Raw genomic sequence first — 17,515 nt, forward strand, 5'->3', positions numbered from 1 at the left:
TGCCCGCTCCATCATCGGAGCCGTACCATGACGCAGCGCACGATCTTTCTTCTTGCTATCGCTGCAAGCCTTGGCCTGTCGGCGATGGCAGTCGCGCAGGATGGCGCTGACGTCCCTTTGCCTGCTCCCGCTCCCATATTGATCCGCTTGGCCGCGCCCGAGGCGAACCAGGGCGTCGCTTCGGACGGAAGCCATGTCTATGCGATCGACAATGACCGGATCGGCAAATATCGCATCGCCGATGGCAAACGGATAGCGGCCTGGCAGGGCGAGCGCCGCCTGTTTCCGCACATGAACAGTTGCACCATCGTCGGGCATGAACTGGTCTGCGCCGCATCCAACTATCCCGCCGTGCCCCAGACCAGCGCGGTCGAGATATTCGACACCCGCACCCTGCGTCACCTGCGCACTTTGAGCCTCGGCCTTGGACCCGGATCGCTGACCGTAATGGACCGCCATGCCGGCAAATGGTGGGCGGTCTTTGCCAATTATGCGGGCAAGGGCGGTGAAGCAGGCCGCGACCATCGCTACACGCTGCTGGTGCGGATGGACGACCACTTCCGGCAGGAGGCAGCCTGGACCTTTCCTGCCGCCGTGCTGGCGCGCTTCGCCCCGAAGAGTTGCTCCGGCATGAGCTGGAGCAGCGAAGGACGCCTGTACGTCACGGGCCATGACCGGCCGGAAATCTACGAACTGGCGCTGCCCGACGCCGGATCTACACTGGAGTTGCGGCGCACGATCGGCTTCGCCTCGCCCGGTCAGGCCATCGACTGGGATCCGGCGGCAAAGGACCTGCTCTGGTCGATCGACCGGAGCCGGGGGGACATGATCGGCAGTCGCGTAAGATGAAAGACGATAGCCAGGACCATCTTCCGTAAATTGCTAATGCGATTGACTCGCATTGCTAAAACCCTCTAACGGGCGCGCAAGTCGCATCCGAAAAGGGGAATCACATGCACCGCAACCTGCGCCATCTCTTGCTTGCTGGCGTTGTCGCCATCCTACCGGCCGGATCGGCGCTGGCGGCAGCCCCGGTGGACGCCGACGCGGGCGCGGTCGATGATTCCACCATCATCGTCACCGGCGCCGGCAATCAGGCGAGCAGTTCGGCGACGGGCCTGTCCCTCACCTTGCGCGAAACGCCGCAGTCGGTCAGCATCATCAGTCGCGAACGGATCGAGGATTTCGCGCTCACCAATATCAACGACCTGCTCTCCCAGGCCGTCGGCATCAATGTCGAGCGGGTCGAGACCGACCGCACCTATTATAACGCACGCGGTTTCGACATCACCAATTTCCAACTGGATGGCATCGGCCTGCCACTGATCTGGGGCATCCAATATGGCGACCTCGATACCGCCTTGTTCGAAAATGTGGAAACCATCCGCGGCGCCAATGCCCTTCTGACCGGAGTGGGCAATCCGTCGGCAACGATCAATTATGTGCGCAAGCGCCCGCTGGACCATTTCCAGGCCAATGGCTCCGTTCAGCTCGGTTCCTGGAATCTGTGGCGTGCTGAAGCCGACATGTCCGCGCCGCTCAGCGAAACGGTCGCTGTCCGCGTGACCTACGCCCATCAGGAGCGCGACTCCTACCTCGACTATAACCGCAATAATCGCGACGTGATGAGCGGGATCATCAGTTGGCAGGTAACGCCGCAGCTCAAGGCGACGGCCGGCTACAGCCGCCAGGAGAATGAAAGCGACGGCGTGCTCTGGGGCGCGCTGCCGCTGGTCTATAGCGATGGAAGCCGGATCGACCATGCGCGATCGGCATCCACTTCGGCGGACTGGACCTATTGGGACACGATCGACACGACCGCCTTTGCCGAACTGGCCTACGCCTTCGACAATGGCTGGTCGATGAAGGGCGTGTTTACCTACAAGCGGTTCGAAGAGGATGCGAAGCTGCTCTATGCCTATGGCGCGCCTGATGCCGATACCGGACTGGGCGTCTATGGCATGGCGGGCGCCTATCCAGCCGACTACAAGCAATATCTGGGCGATTTCTACGCATCCGGGCCGGTCAGCCTGTTCGGTCGCGAGCATAGCCTGGCCTTCGGCCTGTCCACCGCCAAGCGCGATGGGTGGGAATGGTCGGCCCTGTCCAGCGCGCTGGTCGCCTATCCAACTGTCAGCCAGTGGGACGAGGGGTTGATTGCAGAACCAAGCTTTCCCGACGCCTATCTGGCAGCGCGGAGTACCGACAGGCTGACCCGCGCCTATGGCGCCGCACACCTCAACCTGGCCGACAATCTCAAGGCCGTGGTCGGCGCCAGCGCCATGTGGCTCAAATCCACCGGTTACAGCTACGGCAGCGATCTCTATCGCAAGGACAGCAAGGTCAGCCCCTATGCCGGCCTGGTCGCCGACCTGACATCCAACATCTCGCTTTATGCCAGCTATACCGACATCTATAACCCGCAGACGCAGGTCGACGTTAACAATGTCCGGCTCGATCCGGCCAAGGGCACCAGCGTCGAGGCGGGCGTCAAGAGCGAGTGGCTGGGAGGCAAGCTCTACGCCACCGCTGCCGTGTTCCGCGCAAAGCAGAAGGGGCTTGCGGAATATGCCGGCGTGTTCGGTGCGGATGGCGCTGGACAGGCGGGCGACAGCTATTATCGCGGCGTCGATACCACCTCCAAGGGGTTCGAGTTGGAGATGACAGGCCATATCACCGAAAACTGGTCGCTGAGCGGCGGCTACACCTGGCTCGATATCGAGGATCAGGACGGCAAGGATACGCGCACCTGGCTACCGACCCGGACGTTGAAGCTGTCCAGCACCTACAATGTGCCGCAGTTCAACGATCTGAAGCTGGGCGCTCAACTGCGCTGGCAGAACGCTATTCGCAGCGCGGTCGACGTGGGCACGTACCGGCAGAAGGGTTATGCGGTACTCGATCTGATGGCCGGCATCCGCGTGGTCGATCATGTCCGCGCCAGCGTCAATGTCCGCAACGTCACCAACACCCGCTACCTCAACAGCCTGATGTGGGGACAGGCCTATTATGCGCCGCCACGCAACATATTGGCGACGCTCAGCGTGGAGTATTGATGGCATGGCGGCCGGGCTGAAGCCGTATCGGCAGGGATGGCGCTATCGCGCCAATATCGCGCTGCGCATCCTGGCAGCGACGGTCGGCGCCTATCTGGTGACGGCGCTGGTCGCCATGCTGCTTGCCCGCACGCTGCCGATGAGCCGGGTGGAGGCCGTAACGAGTGGCACGATGATCGCCTATCTTGCCGCTCCGACCGTCACCATCGGGGCGTTCCTGGCGCGCAGCCCCTGGCGCGCGCTGGCGGGGGTTGCCCTGGCGGCCGGGTTGCTCGCGCTGGGGACGTGGGCGGCGGGACCGCCCGCATGAGTCCCGTCGCCGCCATGATACGCGACAGTGCGCGCCAATGTATGGCCTGGCTGCACGGCTGGACAGGGCTTCTGCTCGGCCATGTCCTCTTCATCATCTGCCTCACCGGCACACTGACGATATTCAAACCGGAAATCAGCCAGTGGATGCGCCCGGAAGCCCGGGCTGTGGCGTCGCCTGCAGAGGCGATCCTCGCCGCCACGCGCTGGCTCCAAGCCAATAGCAAGGACTCGACCGGCTGGTATCTGTCGGCGCCGGACGACCGGGCCAATATCGTCGAGGCCAGCTATGACAGCGACGGCGTCTACCGCACACAGGCGCTCGACCCGCAAACCGGCGCCCCGGTCGCGCGCGAAACTTTGGGCGGTGAATTTTTCTATCGCCTGCATTTCGAACTGGAACTGCCCTATCCCTGGGGGCGGCTGCTCGCCTCGCTCGCCGCGATGACAATGCTGGTTGCGCTCGTCACGGGGGTTATCGCCCACAAGCGCATCTTCAAGGACGTCTTCACCTTCCGGCCGTTCAAGGGGCAGCGTAGCTGGCTCGATGGACATAATGGCCTTGGCGTTCTGGCCATGCCCTTTCATATCATGATCACTTTCACCGGATTGCTGACCCTGGCATCGCTCAACCTGCCCTGGGGCATGACGGGTGCTTATGGCGAGGATATGGCGACAATGTACGCCGATCTGGCGCCGGGGTCCGTCACCCGCGCAGCAAGTGGAGAAAAGGCAGCGTTGGCGCCGCTTGCGCCAATGCTAACCACCGCACAGCGGCATTTCGGCGGTACGCCGATAGGCCGGGTCTACGTCTTCAACCCCGGCGACAAGGCCGCCGTCGTCACCGTCTACCCGTCGGACGCCGAGGCGATCGGCTATATGCCCGCCGAAATCAGTTTCGATGGCGCAACCGGCCACACCCTCAAGGCGTGGACCGAGATACGGACGGGCATCCGCACCTACCAGACCATCTACGGCCTCCACATGGCGCGCTTCGCGCCTTCGCTCACCCGCTGGCTCTATTTTCTCGGCGGCGCGATGCTGACGATGGCGATCGCGACCGGGATGGTCCTGTGGATCGTCAAGCGCCGTGAACGCGCACCGCTGTCGGTGGGCAACCGCATCCTCGAACGGCTAAATGTCGGCGTGCTGACGGGTGCGCCGATCGGAGCGGTCGCCTTCCTCATTGCCAATCGCTTGCTGCCGCTGGGCATCGTCGCCCGCGCGGAGACGGAAGTGTCCATCGCGCTGTGGACCAGCGGCGCAGCATTGGCCCTGGGCATGGTTCTGCCGCCGGCAATCGGCTGGCCCGTGCTGCTGGGCGGGCTTGCCATTGGCTGCGTGTCGGCCGCGTTCCTCGGCCCCATCTGGCCAGACGGATGGCCGCTGGCGACCGTAAACCTGTTGCTGCTGGGTGTCGCGCTGGCTCTGCTGCCGGTCATCCGCCGCCAGGTGCAGCGCAAGCGCGCGCCGGCACCGACACGACGCAGGGCCGTGGCGACATGATCGCGAGCGCGGGCTTCCTCTACCTGGGCCTTTTCGCCTTGGCCGCCAGCATGGATCGGCATCGGCGGACACTGGCTGGACCGTGGCACCGCCCCCCGGTCGCTCCGCTGCTTGCACCGACCGGATGGTGCCTGCTCGGCCTCTCGCTGCTCAGCATCGCGCCCGGCTGGCATGGCGGCATCGGGCTGGTCAACTGGTGCGGACTGCTCCCGCTGGTGGCCGGGATCATGATGCTCGGCCTGACCTACCGCCCCGAATGGCTGCGACCGGGCCTGGTCGTTGCGCTGCTACTGATCGCGGCCGGCGCAATGCTTCGCGCCTGACCGTCATTCCTTCATGTCGATGGTAGCGACGACGCCGCCATCCGTGGCATTGCGCAGCCGTACCGCGGCCTCGAAGCTCATAGCCAGCGACCGGGCGATGGTGAGGCCGATACCCGTGCCATGTCGTCCACCCGGCTGGCCGCTCGGCCCGCGCGTGAACGGCTCGAACATCTGGTCGATCTGATCGGCGGGGATGCCGGGTCCATGGTCGCGCACCTGAATGAGAAGCCGCCCGCCAGCCCGCGCGCAATTGATGTCGGCGCTGCCCCCATATTTGACGGCATTGTCGACCAGATTGGCAATGCAGCGACTGAGCGCATTGGGCTTGACCCGCACCGACCCGCCGCAGCCCCCGGTAAAGCGTACCGGCGCGCCCAGATCCTGCGCATCCTCGACCATGCTCGCAAGGAGCGAGTCGATGTCGACCATCGACCATTCCTCCCGCGATTCCGCGCTGCTGGCAAGGTCGAGCCCCTCGCGCACCAAGGTCAGCATCGCATGATGATCGGCCAGCAACCGCTCACGCAGTTCGACATTTTCCACCAGTTCCAGCCGCAGCCGCATCCGCGTCAGCGGCGTCTGGAGGTCATGGCTGATCGCCGCGAGCAATTGCGTCCGCTCGGCAAAGCCGGCGCGGGCGCGGCGCTGCATAAGGTTGAAGGTCGACAAGGCGGCACGTACTTCCTCCGGGCCGGTTTCCGGCACGTCCTGCGGATCGAGCGACAGGGAGAAAGCCTCCGCGGCGCGTTCCAGCCGGCGCAGCGGCTTGGCCACGAAGCGCGCAACCAATATCCCCAGCCCGGCCGAAGCGGCGATAATGACCAGCAGATAGAGCGGGTTGAAGATGGTGCTGGGCGGTTTGGCGATGCGGGGGAAGGTCAGTGCCATTGCGCGCCGCTGTCCGCCAATATCGGTGAAGCGCACGATCCAGCAATCCGGGCGCGGCGCGTCTACCAGGCCGGCAGCCCGGTCCTTCCGGTCATTCGGGGGGAAGCACAGGCCAACGGGAACCTGTCCGGCTTCGGGCTGCGACTGTATCCCGAACCGCTCCTTCAGCGACGCTTCAAGATCGGCATCCGGGTTGCTGAGCGATACGCCATCGGGCGCGGGATAGGCGCCGACGATATTGTGCGTGGCCATCATCGCTTCCACCCGCGCCGGATCGCGGCGCAGCCTGGCGGCGATATCGACCGCACTCGCCACCACGCGCTGTCGTCGCACGCGTTCGAAGTCGTGATGGCGCGTCTGCTCCGCAACCAGCAACGCGATGATCGCCGCGACCGACATGCCGAGCGTAAGGATCAGAAAGATCTGGCCGGCCATGGTTCCGAAAAAGGCGCGCACGCGGGCAATCGGCCGCATCTTCATGTATAGTCGACCCCGCTTGCCAGCACATATCCCTCGCCGCGCACGGTCAGGATCAGTTCGTCGCCGCCGGCCACCCCGGCCAGCTTCTGCCGCAGCCTGCTCACCTGCAGGTCGATCGACCGATCGAAAGCGGCCGTTGCGCGCCGTTCGGGAAGCAAGGTCTCGCGCGCGAGGACGACATTGGGCTCCTCGATGAAGCGACTGAGCAGGCGGAACTCCGCCGACGACAGCATCACGAGACGATCGTCGGGCGCGACCAGCCGGCGCTGCTGCAGATCGAGCCGCCATGGACCGAAATGGGCATAGCGCATCGTGCCGCCACGCGGCGCAGGCTCGCTGCGTGCACGCCGCAACAGGTTGCGGATACGCACCAGCAATTCGCGCGGCTCGAACGGCTTGGTCAGATAATCGTCGGCGCCCAATTCCAGTCCCAGCACCCGATCGATCGCGCTGCCGCGTGCGGTAACCATGATGATCTGCACCTCGGCTCCTTCGGCCCGCAATTCGCGACAGAGCAAAAGGCCATCGCCATCGGGGAGGTTGAGGTCCAGCACGATCAGATCGACCGGATGTTCACGCAGCGTCTGGCGCAGTTCGGCCAGGCTGGAGGCTGACAAAAGCCTGTAATTTTCCTGCTGCAGCTGCCCGACGATGAGTTCGCGTATATCCGCATCATCATCGACCACCAGCACGGTGGCGGGCCGGGTAAGGGATGAGTCCACCATGTCGTCTTCCTAGCGGATCATTCGCCGAAAGTCTGCGCCGCGTCACGCGCGATACAGGCTGATACAAAGCGATACGAAGGATATATGGGCCGCAACAGGTCGACCCAATCCGAAAACAAGTCAGGCTATGACGTGACGGGCAAAATGGTGATGAGACGCTGTCGGCTTCCCTCCGCCGACGCAAAGCGGAGCCCTTGCGATGACCTTCCAGCCAATCCGGCCGGAAACCCATGACGGAAAGTCCGGATCGCCGGCGCACACCCCCTCCCCCCTGTGCGCCCGATCCGCCCTCCTTCCGTTCCGGGTGGCATCGCAGGGGCCCGTAAGGCGCGCGCCAAGGACCGATATACATACCATGCCGATCTCCAATCCTGTCCTGAGCCTTCGGGTCGCACCGATTGCCTTGTCTATGCTGCTTGCCGCATGTGGCCAGCAACAGGCTCCCAGGAAAGGACCGGTGGAAGTCGGCGTCGTGACGCTCGCTACACAGAATGTCACCGTGGCGAGCGAGTTGCCGGGCCGGACCGTCTCCACGATGATGTCGGAAGTCCGGCCCCAGGTCGCAGGGGTCATCCAGCAGCGCCTCTTCACCGAAGGATCGATGGTGAACGCCGGTCAGCCGCTATACCGGATCGACCAGCGCCTCTACCGCGCCTCCCGCGACGAGGCACTCGCAACGCTCGCCAGCGCCGAGGCGACCGCCGCCGCCGCGCAGGCCAAGGCACAGCGCTATCGTAGCCTGGGCGCGACCGAAGCCGTCAGCGCGCAGGATCGCGACGATGTGATCGCGACCGCGCGCCAGGCTGCGGCGGCGGTGCAGCAGGCCAGGGCCAGCCTCCAGACGAGCAATGTGAACCTCGAGTTCACGCTGGTTCGCGCGCCGATCAGCGGCCGGATCGGCCGCACGCTCTTTACCCCTGGCGCGCTGGTGACGGCAAGCCAAACAGACCCGCTGACCACCATCCAGCAGCTCGACCCCATCTATGTCGACGTCACCCAGTCCAGCGCGCAGTTGCTGCAATTGCGACGCTCGCTCGCGGCAGGCACGACGCTGCCTGCCAGCGCGACCATCCGCCTCAAGCTGGACGACGGCACCGATTATCCGCTGGAAGGCCGGATCGAGTTCGCCGAACCGATCGTCGACGTGAACAGCGGGACAGTGACGTTGCGCGCCCGCTTCCCGAATCCTGACGGACTGCTGTTGCCCGGCATGTTCGTGCGCGTCGCCGCGCCCCAATCGGTCGTTCCAGGCGCCATTCTCGCGCCCCAACAGGGCATCACGCGCGATCCCAAGGGCAATGCGACCGCGCTGGTCGTGAGCAAGGCGAACAAGGTCGAGCGCCGCACCGTCACCGCTGCGCAAGCGATCGGCGACAAGTGGCTCATCACCAGCGGACTGAAGGCTGGCGACAGGCTTATCGTGGAGGGCACCGACAAGGTGAAGCCCGACGACCAGGTCAAGCCGGTCGCCGTCGCGGCGTCGAAATAGGAGTCGCGCCTTGCTGAGCCGCTATTTCATCGACCGGCCGATCTTTGCCTGGGTCATCGCCATCGGCATCATGCTCGCCGGCCTTGGCTCGATGCTGTCGCTGCCTATTGCCCAATATCCCGACATCGCGCCACCCGGCGTGGGCATCAGTGCCACCTATCCCGGCGCCTCTGCCGAAACCGTTGAAACCAGCGTCACCCAGGTCATCGAACAGCAGCTGACCGGCATCGACGGCCTGATGTATTTTTCCTCCTCCTCGACGGCGACGGGCCAGTCTCGCATCACCGTCACCTTCGAGAAGGGGACTGACCCCGACACAGCTCAGGTGCAGGTCCAGAACCGGGTGCAGCAGGCGCTCAACCGGCTGCCCAACGCCGTGCAGCAGCAGGGGCTGACCGTCACCAAGCAACAGACCGACTTCCTGATGCTGGTCGGCCTCTACGATGAAACCGACACCGCGACCCAAGCCGACATAGCCGACTATCTGGTCAATAATTTCCAGGATTCCATCGCGCGCATCGACGGGATCGGCGCAACCCAGATTTTCGGCTCGCAATATGCGATGCGGATCTGGCTGGACCCCTACAAGCTGGCGGCCGTCAAGTTGATGCCGTCGGATGTCGAAACCGCGATCCGGGCACAGAATATCGAAGTGTCGGCCGGCCAGATCGGCGCCGATCCTGCCCCCGCCGGGCAGCAGATCAATGCGACCGTAACGGCGCGCGCGCGGCTCCAGACTCCCGAACAGTTCCGCAAGATCATCGTCAAGACGCAGAGCGACGGATCGATCGTCCATCTGTCGGACGTCGCGCGGGTCGAACTCGGCAACGAAAGCTACACCACCGCCGCGCGGCTCAACGGCCATCCGGCCTCAGGCATAGCACTGCAACTCGCGCCCGGCGCGGACGCGCTCAAGACCGCCGAACTGGTCAAGGCCAGGGTCGCGGAACTGTCCGCGGGCCTGCCCCATGGCTACAAGGTCGTCTTTCCGCGCGACACCACGCCGTTCATCAAGCTGTCGGTCGAGGAAGTCATCCAGACCCTGATCGAGGCCGTCGCCCTGGTCGTGGTGGTCATGTATGTTTTCCTCCAGAGCTGGCGCGCCACCCTCATTCCCGCCATCGCCGTGCCGGTCGTGCTGCTCGGCACCTTCGGCATTCTTGCGCTGTTCGGATATTCGATCAACACGTTGACCCTGTTCGGCATGGTGCTGTCCATCGGCCTGCTGGTCGACGACGCCATCGTCGTCGTCGAGAATGTCGAGCGCATCATGGAGGAGGAAGGGCTTTCCCCGCGTGACGCGACGATCAAGTCGATGACGGAAATCGGCAGTGCGCTGGTGGGCATTGCGCTCGTTCTTTCCGCCGTGTTGCTGCCCATGGCTTTCTTCGGCGGGTCTACGGGCGTCATTTATCGGCAATTCTCGATCACCATCATATCCTCGATGCTGCTCTCGGTGGTCGTCGCGCTGGTGCTATCGCCCGCCCTCTGCGCTACCTTGCTGAAGGCGTCGGCCGAGGAAAGACGGCACCAGGGCTGGGCGGGCAAGTTCAACCGCTGGTTCGAACGGATGACCGGTGGCTATATCCGCCGCACCGAACGGGTGATGACCCGGCGCACGCTGTTCTGGGGTTTTTATGTCGTCGTGCTGGCCGTGCTGGTCCTGCTCTTCGTAAGGCTGCCGTCCAGCTTCCTGCCCGTCGAGGATCAGGGCCAGGTGATGGTGCAGGTGACGCTGCCCGCCGGCGCCAAATCCGGCCGCACGGCCGCCGCGATCGACCAGGTGCAGAATTATTTCCTGAACGACGAGAAGGACAATGTCGCCTTCGCCTTCATCATGACGGGCTTCAGCTTCCAGGGTTCGGGCGAGAATGTCGGCCAGGGCTTCATCAACCTGGCACCATGGGACGACCGAAAGGGCGCAACCAACACCGCCGGCGCCATCGCCGGCCGCGCGACCAAGGAATTGGCAGCGATCCGCGATGCGAGAGTGCTGGCGATGACGCCGCCTTCCATCCGTGGGCTCGGCCAGTCCAACGGCTTCACCTTCGAACTGCTCAACAGCGGCGGCCTGAGCCGTGAACGCTTCCTCGAACTGCGCAACCAGTTGCTCGCCGCCGCGCAGAAGGACCCGATGCTGGCCGGTGTGCGGGCCGCATCCCTGGAGGACACCCCTCAGCTCAAGGTCGATGTCGATACCGAGAAACTGGCGGTCCTGGGTCTGACCCAGGCCGATGTCGACGATGTGCTGAGTTCGGCCTGGGGCAGCACCTATGTCAACGACTTCGTCGATCGCGGCCGGGTGAAGCGCGTCTACATGCAAGCCGATGCGCCCTATCGGGCATTGCCGAGCGACCTCGACAACTGGATGGTACGTTCCAGCAGCACCGGCGAAATGGTGCCATTCTCCGCCTTCGCCACCACGCGCTGGACGATGGGACCGAGTACGGTGTCGCGCTTCAACGGCCTCTCTTCCTTCGAAATCCAGGGCCAGGCCGGCGACGGCGCCAGTTCGGGCGAGGCGATGGACCGGATGGTCGCGTTGCAGAAGCAGCTTCCTGCCGGAACCAGCTATGCGTGGAGCGGCCTGTCCTATCAGGAACAATTGTCCGGCGGCCAGGCTCCGCTGCTCTATGGCCTGTCGGTGCTGGTGGTCTTCCTTTGCCTCGCTGCTCTTTACGAAAGCTGGTCGATCCCGCTCGCGGTGCTGCTCGTGATTCCCCTGGGCCTGGTCGGCGCAGTCATCGCAGTGTGGGCGCGTGGGCTTGAAAACAATATCTTCTTCCAGGTGGGCCTGCTCACCACCATGGGGCTGGCCGCGAAGAATGCGATCCTGATCGTGGAATTTGCCGAATTGGCGCATCATGAAGGCAAAAATGCCTGGGATGCAGCGCTGGAGGCTGCGCGGCTGCGCTTCCGCCCGATCCTGATGACCAGCCTGGCCTTCATCGCCGGCGTGATCCCGCTCGCCATCGCCACCGGCGCGGGCGCGCAGAGCCGGGTCGCCATCGGCACTGCAGTGATCGGTGGCATGACGACGGCCACGGTGCTGGCCATCTTCTTCGTGCCGCTCTTCTTCCTCACCATCGCCCGCCTGTTCGGCGCCGACAAGCGTCAGGCTCCGCCTTCCGGCGAAGTGCCGGCCGCAGGAGTGCCGGCATGACGCGCACGCTTCTGCCGATTGGCGCCGCGCTCCTGCTGGCCGGCTGCAACATGGCTCCGCATTATCAACGCCCCGCCCCGCCGGTGCCTGCGACCTTGCCGACGGGGGCGGCCTACGCCGTCCGGCCCGATGGTCAAGCCGGACTGCCCTGGACGCAGCTGGTGCAGGAGGCCAGGCTCAGAACGGTGATCGAGCGGGCGCTGGCGAACAATCGCGACCTGCGCGCAGCGCTCGCCAACGTCCAGTCGGCCCGCGCTCAATATCGCGTCCAGCGCGCCGCCCAGTTGCCGACGCTCACCGCTGATGCGGCCGCCGGGTTTGCCCGGCAGAATGGCGCACGGCAGAACAGCTACAGCGCGGAGGTGGGCTTCAGCGCTTTCGAAATCGATCTGTTCGGCCGGGTCCGCAACCTGACGGAATCAGCGCTGGAAACTTATCTGGCGACCGAAGAGGGCGCGCGGTCGACCCGGATTACCCTGATTGCCGAAACGGCGGCGGCCTATGCGACCATGGCGGCGGATCAGGAGTTGCTGGCCCTTTCCCGCCAGACGCAAGCCAGCGCGCAGCGGACGCTCGACCTCACCCGCTCGCTGAACGCCGCAGGCCTTGCAGGCAAGCTGGACGTCCATCAGGCGGAAACCACGGTCGAACAAGCCGCTTCCGACGTAGCGGCCAATATCACGCAGGTGGCGCAGGACCGGAACGCGCTGGACCTTCTCGCCGGCGCGCCAGTTGAAGACGCGCTGCTCCCTGTTTCGCTCGACAGCCTGATCGCCGGCATCGCAAAGGTGCCGGCGGGCCTGTCTTCCACCATATTGCTCCAGCGGCCCGACGTGCTTCAGGCAGAACATCAGCTGAAGGCCGCAAATGCCGATGTCGGCGCGGCGCGCGCGGCGATATTCCCGAAGATCAGCCTCACTTCGGCGATCGGCGTAGCCAGTTCCGCGCTCTCCGCGCTGTTCACAGGTGACGCCTTCGCCTGGTCGGCCAGTCCGTCCGCCGGCCTGCCGATCTTCGGCGGCCCCAACCGCGGCAATCTCGACTATAGCAAGGCGCAGCGCGACCTTGCCCTCGCCCAATATGAGAAGGCGATCCAGACCGCCTTCCAGGAGGTGGCAGACGCGCTGGCGCGGGACGGAACGATCGACGCGCAACAGTCGGCGCAGCGACGACTGGTGGCGGCGAGCGGCCGCGCCTATGATCTGGCCGACCAGCGCTATCGTGCCGGGATCGACACGTTCCTGACGGCACTCACCAGCCAGCGAACCCTCTACGGAGCGCGTCAATCGGCGATCGCGACGGACCTGGCGCTGGTGAGCAACCGCATCCTGCTCTACCGCGTCATCGGTGCGGATCAATAGCTCACTCTTCTCCCGGCAATTTGGTCAAGATCAGGCGCGCGCATGAAGCCGTACTGCGCCGTATCATTTGACTGCCCCCTATTTCTCCCCCTTCCCGTCCCGTGCGCCCATGCTATGATCGGGTGAATAAGAGGATGGAGAGGGCCATGCTGTTTCTGGCACGGTGTCTGGATTGGATTTGCAACGCCTTCGCGTCTGGAGCGCAGGACGAACTGCGCCTCAACCAATTGATCTGCCCACTCACCAGGCGCAATCCGCACGCCGATGACGCGGCGCAACGACGTTGATCCCATCGCGACCAGCAGTATAGACTTTTCGGCGCTACCGCCACGAGCGTGGCTGATCATTGAAATGACGCACAAAAAAAGGGCCGATCCGAAGACCAGCCCGTGAAAGTTTTAGGAGAGGATGCCTGAAAGGCAGGTTTCTTTTCGTTCAAATGACGTTTTGCTGCAAGTGCGAAAAATTCGTTCGTGATTGCAAAATGTGCATCCGTAGCAGAACGCTACGCTTTCCGTAGGGGCAGTGGATCAAGGCGATCGCCGGCAAGATGCGGGCCGACGGTCTATCGAGCGCGAATCAGTCAGACTCGGATGCGCAATGACGCCAGCGCCGCCACCAGAAGCGTCGCCGCGGCGAAAGCCATGGTCCAGATCGGGTCGCCAGGGAAAAAGGCCTTCATGATCGATCCCATCGCCGTCGCGACCAACAGTTGCGGGACCACCACGAAAATGTTGAACAAGCCCATATAGACTCCGATCTTGGCGGGCGGGAGGCTCGACGCGAGCATGGCATAGGGCATGGCGAGGATCGAAGCCCAGCCGATGCCGATCCCGACTTCGCTGAGCAGCAGCCATTGCGGGTCGCGCAAGACCAGGAAACTGGCAAAGCCAGCTGCGCCGGCCACCAGGCACGCGGCGTGGGTGCGTGCCTGGCCGATCCGCCGCGCGATCCAGGGCAACAGGGTCAATGCCGCTATTGCCGCGACGCCATTGTAGACGGAAAACAGCACGCCGACCCAGTTGCCGCCGGCCTGATAGGCGGCACTCGCCGGGTCCGCAGAGCCAAACATATATTGGGCGACGACTGGCGTGGTGTGTATCCACATAATGAACAAGGCCGACCAGCTGAAGAACTGGATGAGCGCCAATTGCCGCATGATCGGCGGCATCCCTGCCACGTCACCGACGATATGCGCCAGCATATTATCCCGCCTGCCCGCTCGCGCCAGGAGGATCGCCGCCAGACTCGCCGCCCCATAGCCTGCCAGCAGGGCGCCGAGCAGATAGACTTCCTTTTCCATCCCCAAGGCGTCGACCAGCAGCGCAACCGCCAGCCCCGCGCTCATCCAGACGAAGCAGGGCGCGATCGAGCGGCCGGCGAGATCGGGCGCCGCATGTTTCTCGCCGCCGGCATCAAATGCGCGCATCTCCTCCGGCCCATATTCCTTCGTCGTGAGTACCGTCCAAAGCACAGCTGCAAAAAGCACTGCGCCGCCCGCCCAGAAGCTGTAGCGCACCGTGTCCGGCACCGCCCCTGCTGCCGCCACATTGGCGACGCCCCATTGGTCGAGCAGGTAAGGAAAGAGCGATCCGACCACCGCACCCGCGCCGATGAACGCGGTCTGCACCGCATAGCCCAGGACATGCTGGTCCTTGCGGAGCATGTCACCGACGAAGGCGCGGAATGGCTCCATCGAGATGTTGAGGCTGGCATCCAGCATCCAGAGCAGAAGCGCGGCCATCAACAGTCCGTCGCTCTGCGGCATGAACAGCAGCGCGATCGCCGCCAGGATCGCTCCGGCGAGAAAATAGGGGCGTCGCCGCCCCAACCGTCCCAGCCAGGTCCGATCGGACAAATGGCCGATCACGGGCTGCACGAGCAATCCGGTCAGCGGCGCAGCGACCCAAAGAGCCGACAGATCGTCGATGCTGGAACCGAGCGACTGGAAAACGCGGCTCATATTTGCGTTCTGCAATGCAAAGCCGATCTGAATGCCGAAGAAGCCGAAACTGATATTCCACAGTCCGGCAAAGCCCTGGCGAGGCTTTTCCATGCCTTTCCCTTCCTGTCCCGCGCGCGGCCGGCCTGCCGCCGCCTGCGCTGATCTCTTGCGCTCGCACGGCACTCTCTGCAGAGCAAGCACGCATACGAATTCATCCCCATTTGGCAATTTGGCTTGATTGCAGAGGGATCGCGGGTTGGAGGCAATCAGGCTTTGCGTTGATCGGCGCGAAAAGCCTGTCGTCATCCCTGCTCCGATCAAGAATTCCACAATAGATCCGAAGGGCGGATATCCGCGCCGATCGGAACGCGGCATGGGAATTATCTACGCTGTGCTGCACCCTGTTAGCGGGACATGCTCTCCTCAGCGATCCCTTCATCGGCTTGGCCTCGCCGACATGGGCTATTCCCCCGGTTCGCGCTTTCGACAACCGTTGACATGCAGTGCGTCAGATTTTCGCCTTAACTATGTCAGTCCGGCGTCAGCGATCGAGCGGGTCTATAGCATGGCCATTTTTGCGGACTTCATAGTGGAGATGCGCGCCGGTCGCCAACCCGGTCGCCCCGACATAGCCGACCGTCTCGCCTTGGCGGACCTGTTGCCCCACTGCCACGCTGATACGCGACAGATGGGCGAAACGCATCGTGTCGTTGCCGTTATCCAACTCTACCAGGAGACCATAACCGCCTGCCCATTGCGCCCGTGTCACGGTACCGCTTGATGGCGCGCTGACGACCGTACCCTTCGCCGCGGCCAGATCCACCCCGCTATGAAAACGGTGAATCCCCAGCAAGGGGTGAAACCGCATACCGAAACCGCTTGTGACAGTGCCGGCGATTGGCAGGCTGCCGATAGTCGATCGCTGTGTCCGCTCAGCCCGCTGATCGAGCGCGACGGCGACCGACGAGAATAACGCGCGGGAAAAACGGACCGGTTCCCCTACCATCTGCGCCGAACGACCGACGGTGATGACCGCCGGGACCGTCGCGCCCTGCATCCGGGTCGGGTAACGACCAGCCGGCGTGATGGTTACAACCAAGGTGCCGTCAGCCCATGCCGACATCGGCAGCGCCAACGCCGCAGCACCGACAAGATAGGCGGCATAGCGCGCGCGGCTTGCAGCAAGTGCGCAGAAATGCATGGCCGCCCCTCCATCGCGTCCTTTGTGGGCGCGTTTCCAACCACAAGGTTGAAGCGAAGGGTCGTTCGAGTCAATTGGCCGGACGGCGATGTATCAGCAAAGGACAAGATTAATCACAATGGAGATTCAAGCCCGAATGCGCGCCCGAAAGGTTATATTGATCCGATCCGAAAGGATCAAATAGGGCAACCACAAGGTCGCACTGATCAGCACCTTCTGAATGTTGCCCAGCAACAAGTCCTTGACCGCCGGCCCGATGCTTGACGGAAGATCGGGTGCGCTGGCCACGGCTTGCGCAATCGACAATTGCATCATGATGTCAGCCACCCAGACGAACAGAAGCATCCGCGGAAATAGGGGAGCCGCGCGCAAGGCCATCACGAAGCAGACGATATAGAAGAAATTCATGACGATCACGTCCAGCACCATGGCATTCATGATGACCTGCGCCCAGGCCGGGGCGCTTGTGCCGATCGCGGGGACGGCTGCCAGGAACTCCGCCGTGCGGAAGGGCACGTTGAGCAGAAGCCCGGCAAGCAGCGAAGCCATGAACCCGTGGGGCCCAAATGCCGGATTGGCGCGCGCCGTCAGCGGATCGACCCGACGCCAGCTACCCAAACGGCAAAGACGAAACGAGGGCTGGGAGGCCAATGGGTTGAACGGAAAGCAACCGAGCGCCACGCGATAGCCAACGATGGGAGACAGCGCCACAAGCAGGAAGGGCAACAGCATCGTAGCCACATCCGTCAACGATCGCGCCGGCATCGACGCGGGCAGGATCTTGCCGAACGCGATCAGGACCACCGTTCCTATCCAGAGCGGAATGAGCGGTTCAAGCCGGAAATCGACAAAAGACACGACCGCCCGGCCCCGTCGATCGGCCCAAGCAGCGATTGATCGGTTCAGCTTTGGCCAAGCGCTTAACATCAATCGATCCTGACATCCGAAGTCTATCCGTCGCCATCATAATCGGCGAGCGTAAATTTTCCCTTCAACTTCCATCGACGCAGAATGTTCAAAGAATGACGGACCGACGAATGACCGTCCGTCCGATCCTGCGTTCCTCCCC

At 63.8% G+C, this 17,515-nt stretch carries 13 protein-coding genes; 8 read left to right on the forward strand and 5 right to left on the reverse strand.

All coding sequences use genetic code 11. From position 1 onward, the window contains the following. The first annotated feature begins 27 nt into the window (after nucleotides 1–27). The 5 genes from A7Q26_RS00140 (at nucleotide 28) to A7Q26_RS00160 (ending at nucleotide 5,194) form a co-directional block, all read left to right on the forward strand. Nucleotides 28–849, forward strand: a complete 822-nt coding sequence (locus tag A7Q26_RS00140) for a hypothetical protein (protein WP_232313608.1) — start codon at nucleotides 28–30, stop codon at nucleotides 847–849. A gap of 104 nt (nucleotides 850–953) precedes the next feature. Further along, a complete protein-coding gene (locus A7Q26_RS00145; RefSeq protein WP_066854790.1) occupies nucleotides 954–3,056 on the forward strand; it encodes a TonB-dependent siderophore receptor in 2,103 nt (700 codons plus the stop codon). 4 nt (nucleotides 3,057–3,060) lie between these two features. After that, the gene (locus tag A7Q26_RS00150) at nucleotides 3,061–3,366 is read left to right on the forward strand and encodes a ketohydroxyglutarate aldolase (protein ID WP_066854793.1); all 306 of its coding nucleotides are present in this window, start codon (nucleotides 3,061–3,063) and stop codon (nucleotides 3,364–3,366) included. Further along, on the forward strand, nucleotides 3,363–4,871 hold the full coding sequence (locus tag A7Q26_RS00155) for a PepSY-associated TM helix domain-containing protein (protein ID WP_066855299.1): 1,509 nt from the start codon (nucleotides 3,363–3,365) through the stop codon (nucleotides 4,869–4,871). The genes A7Q26_RS00150 and A7Q26_RS00155 overlap by 4 nt, the downstream gene beginning before the upstream one ends. Beyond that, nucleotides 4,868–5,194 carry a DUF3325 domain-containing protein gene (locus A7Q26_RS00160; RefSeq protein WP_066854796.1) on the forward strand — a complete coding sequence of 109 codons (327 nt, stop codon included), beginning with the start codon at nucleotides 4,868–4,870 and terminating at the stop codon, nucleotides 5,192–5,194. Before A7Q26_RS00155 ends, A7Q26_RS00160 begins: the two co-directional genes overlap by 4 nt. 3 nt (nucleotides 5,195–5,197) lie before the next feature. Here A7Q26_RS00160 and A7Q26_RS00165 read toward each other — a convergent pair whose 3' ends face one another. Further along, on the reverse strand, nucleotides 5,198–6,562 hold the full coding sequence (locus A7Q26_RS00165; protein WP_066854798.1) for an ATP-binding protein: 1,365 nt from the start codon (nucleotides 6,560–6,562) through the stop codon (nucleotides 5,198–5,200). Continuing rightward, nucleotides 6,559–7,287, reverse strand: a complete 729-nt coding sequence (locus A7Q26_RS00170; protein WP_066854801.1) for a response regulator transcription factor — start codon at nucleotides 7,285–7,287, stop codon at nucleotides 6,559–6,561. The genes A7Q26_RS00165 and A7Q26_RS00170 overlap by 4 nt, the downstream gene beginning before the upstream one ends. Before the next feature lie 409 nt (nucleotides 7,288–7,696). Between A7Q26_RS00170 and A7Q26_RS00175 the strand changes: the two genes are divergently transcribed. From A7Q26_RS00175 to A7Q26_RS00185, 3 genes are read left to right on the forward strand one after another with little or no spacing between them, the layout of a single operon-like run. After that, nucleotides 7,697–8,776 carry an efflux RND transporter periplasmic adaptor subunit gene (locus tag A7Q26_RS00175; RefSeq protein ID WP_443018143.1) on the forward strand — a complete coding sequence of 360 codons (1,080 nt, stop codon included), beginning with the start codon at nucleotides 7,697–7,699 and terminating at the stop codon, nucleotides 8,774–8,776. Between the two features lie 10 nt (nucleotides 8,777–8,786). Next, complete coding sequence (locus A7Q26_RS00180) at nucleotides 8,787–11,939, forward strand: efflux RND transporter permease subunit (protein ID WP_066854806.1); 3,153 nt, start codon at nucleotides 8,787–8,789, stop codon at nucleotides 11,937–11,939. Continuing rightward, nucleotides 11,936–13,300 carry an efflux transporter outer membrane subunit gene (locus A7Q26_RS00185; RefSeq protein ID WP_066854809.1) on the forward strand — a complete coding sequence of 455 codons (1,365 nt, stop codon included), beginning with the start codon at nucleotides 11,936–11,938 and terminating at the stop codon, nucleotides 13,298–13,300. The genes A7Q26_RS00180 and A7Q26_RS00185 overlap by 4 nt, the downstream gene beginning before the upstream one ends. A gap of 583 nt (nucleotides 13,301–13,883) precedes the next feature. On the opposite strand, the gene A7Q26_RS00190 is transcribed toward A7Q26_RS00185, so the two are convergent. From A7Q26_RS00190 to A7Q26_RS00200, 3 genes are all read right to left on the reverse strand, one after another. Beyond that, nucleotides 13,884–15,356 (reverse strand): MFS transporter, encoded by a 1,473-nt coding sequence (locus A7Q26_RS00190; protein ID WP_066854811.1) that lies wholly within the window; start codon nucleotides 15,354–15,356, stop codon nucleotides 13,884–13,886. Between the two features lie 430 nt (nucleotides 15,357–15,786). Continuing rightward, nucleotides 15,787–16,446 carry a M23 family metallopeptidase gene (locus A7Q26_RS00195; protein ID WP_066854813.1) on the reverse strand — a complete coding sequence of 220 codons (660 nt, stop codon included), beginning with the start codon at nucleotides 16,444–16,446 and terminating at the stop codon, nucleotides 15,787–15,789. Between the two features lie 126 nt (nucleotides 16,447–16,572). After that, nucleotides 16,573–17,304, reverse strand: coding sequence for a DUF2569 domain-containing protein (locus A7Q26_RS00200; RefSeq protein ID WP_232313609.1), 732 nt, complete (start codon nucleotides 17,302–17,304; stop codon nucleotides 16,573–16,575). Between the last annotated feature and the right edge of the window lie 211 nt (nucleotides 17,305–17,515).

The sequence above is a fragment of the Sphingobium sp. TCM1 genome (genome assembly GCF_001650725.1).
Classification (GTDB): Bacteria; Pseudomonadota; Alphaproteobacteria; order Sphingomonadales; family Sphingomonadaceae; genus Sphingobium.

What these genes read in the sequence shown, in the direction of transcription:
- A7Q26_RS00185 (WP_066854809.1), top strand. Translation starts at nt 11,936, where the DNA reads ATGACGCGCACGCTTCTGCCGATTGGCGCCGCGCTCCTGCTGGCCGGC.
- A7Q26_RS00195 (WP_066854813.1), bottom strand. Translation starts at nt 16,446, where the DNA reads ATGCATTTCTGCGCACTTGCTGCAAGCCGCGCGCGCTATGCCGCCTAT.
- A7Q26_RS00145 (WP_066854790.1), top strand. Translation starts at nt 954, where the DNA reads ATGCACCGCAACCTGCGCCATCTCTTGCTTGCTGGCGTTGTCGCCATC.
- A7Q26_RS00155 (WP_066855299.1), top strand. Translation starts at nt 3,363, where the DNA reads ATGAGTCCCGTCGCCGCCATGATACGCGACAGTGCGCGCCAATGTATG.
- A7Q26_RS00160 (WP_066854796.1), top strand. Translation starts at nt 4,868, where the DNA reads ATGATCGCGAGCGCGGGCTTCCTCTACCTGGGCCTTTTCGCCTTGGCC.
- A7Q26_RS00150 (WP_066854793.1), top strand. Translation starts at nt 3,061, where the DNA reads ATGGCGGCCGGGCTGAAGCCGTATCGGCAGGGATGGCGCTATCGCGCC.
- A7Q26_RS00165 (WP_066854798.1), bottom strand. Translation starts at nt 6,562, where the DNA reads ATGAAGATGCGGCCGATTGCCCGCGTGCGCGCCTTTTTCGGAACCATG.
- A7Q26_RS00170 (WP_066854801.1), bottom strand. Translation starts at nt 7,287, where the DNA reads ATGGTGGACTCATCCCTTACCCGGCCCGCCACCGTGCTGGTGGTCGAT.
- A7Q26_RS00140 (WP_232313608.1), top strand. Translation starts at nt 28, where the DNA reads ATGACGCAGCGCACGATCTTTCTTCTTGCTATCGCTGCAAGCCTTGGC.
- A7Q26_RS00175 (WP_443018143.1), top strand. Translation starts at nt 7,697, where the DNA reads ATGCTGCTTGCCGCATGTGGCCAGCAACAGGCTCCCAGGAAAGGACCG.
- A7Q26_RS00190 (WP_066854811.1), bottom strand. Translation starts at nt 15,356, where the DNA reads ATGGAAAAGCCTCGCCAGGGCTTTGCCGGACTGTGGAATATCAGTTTC.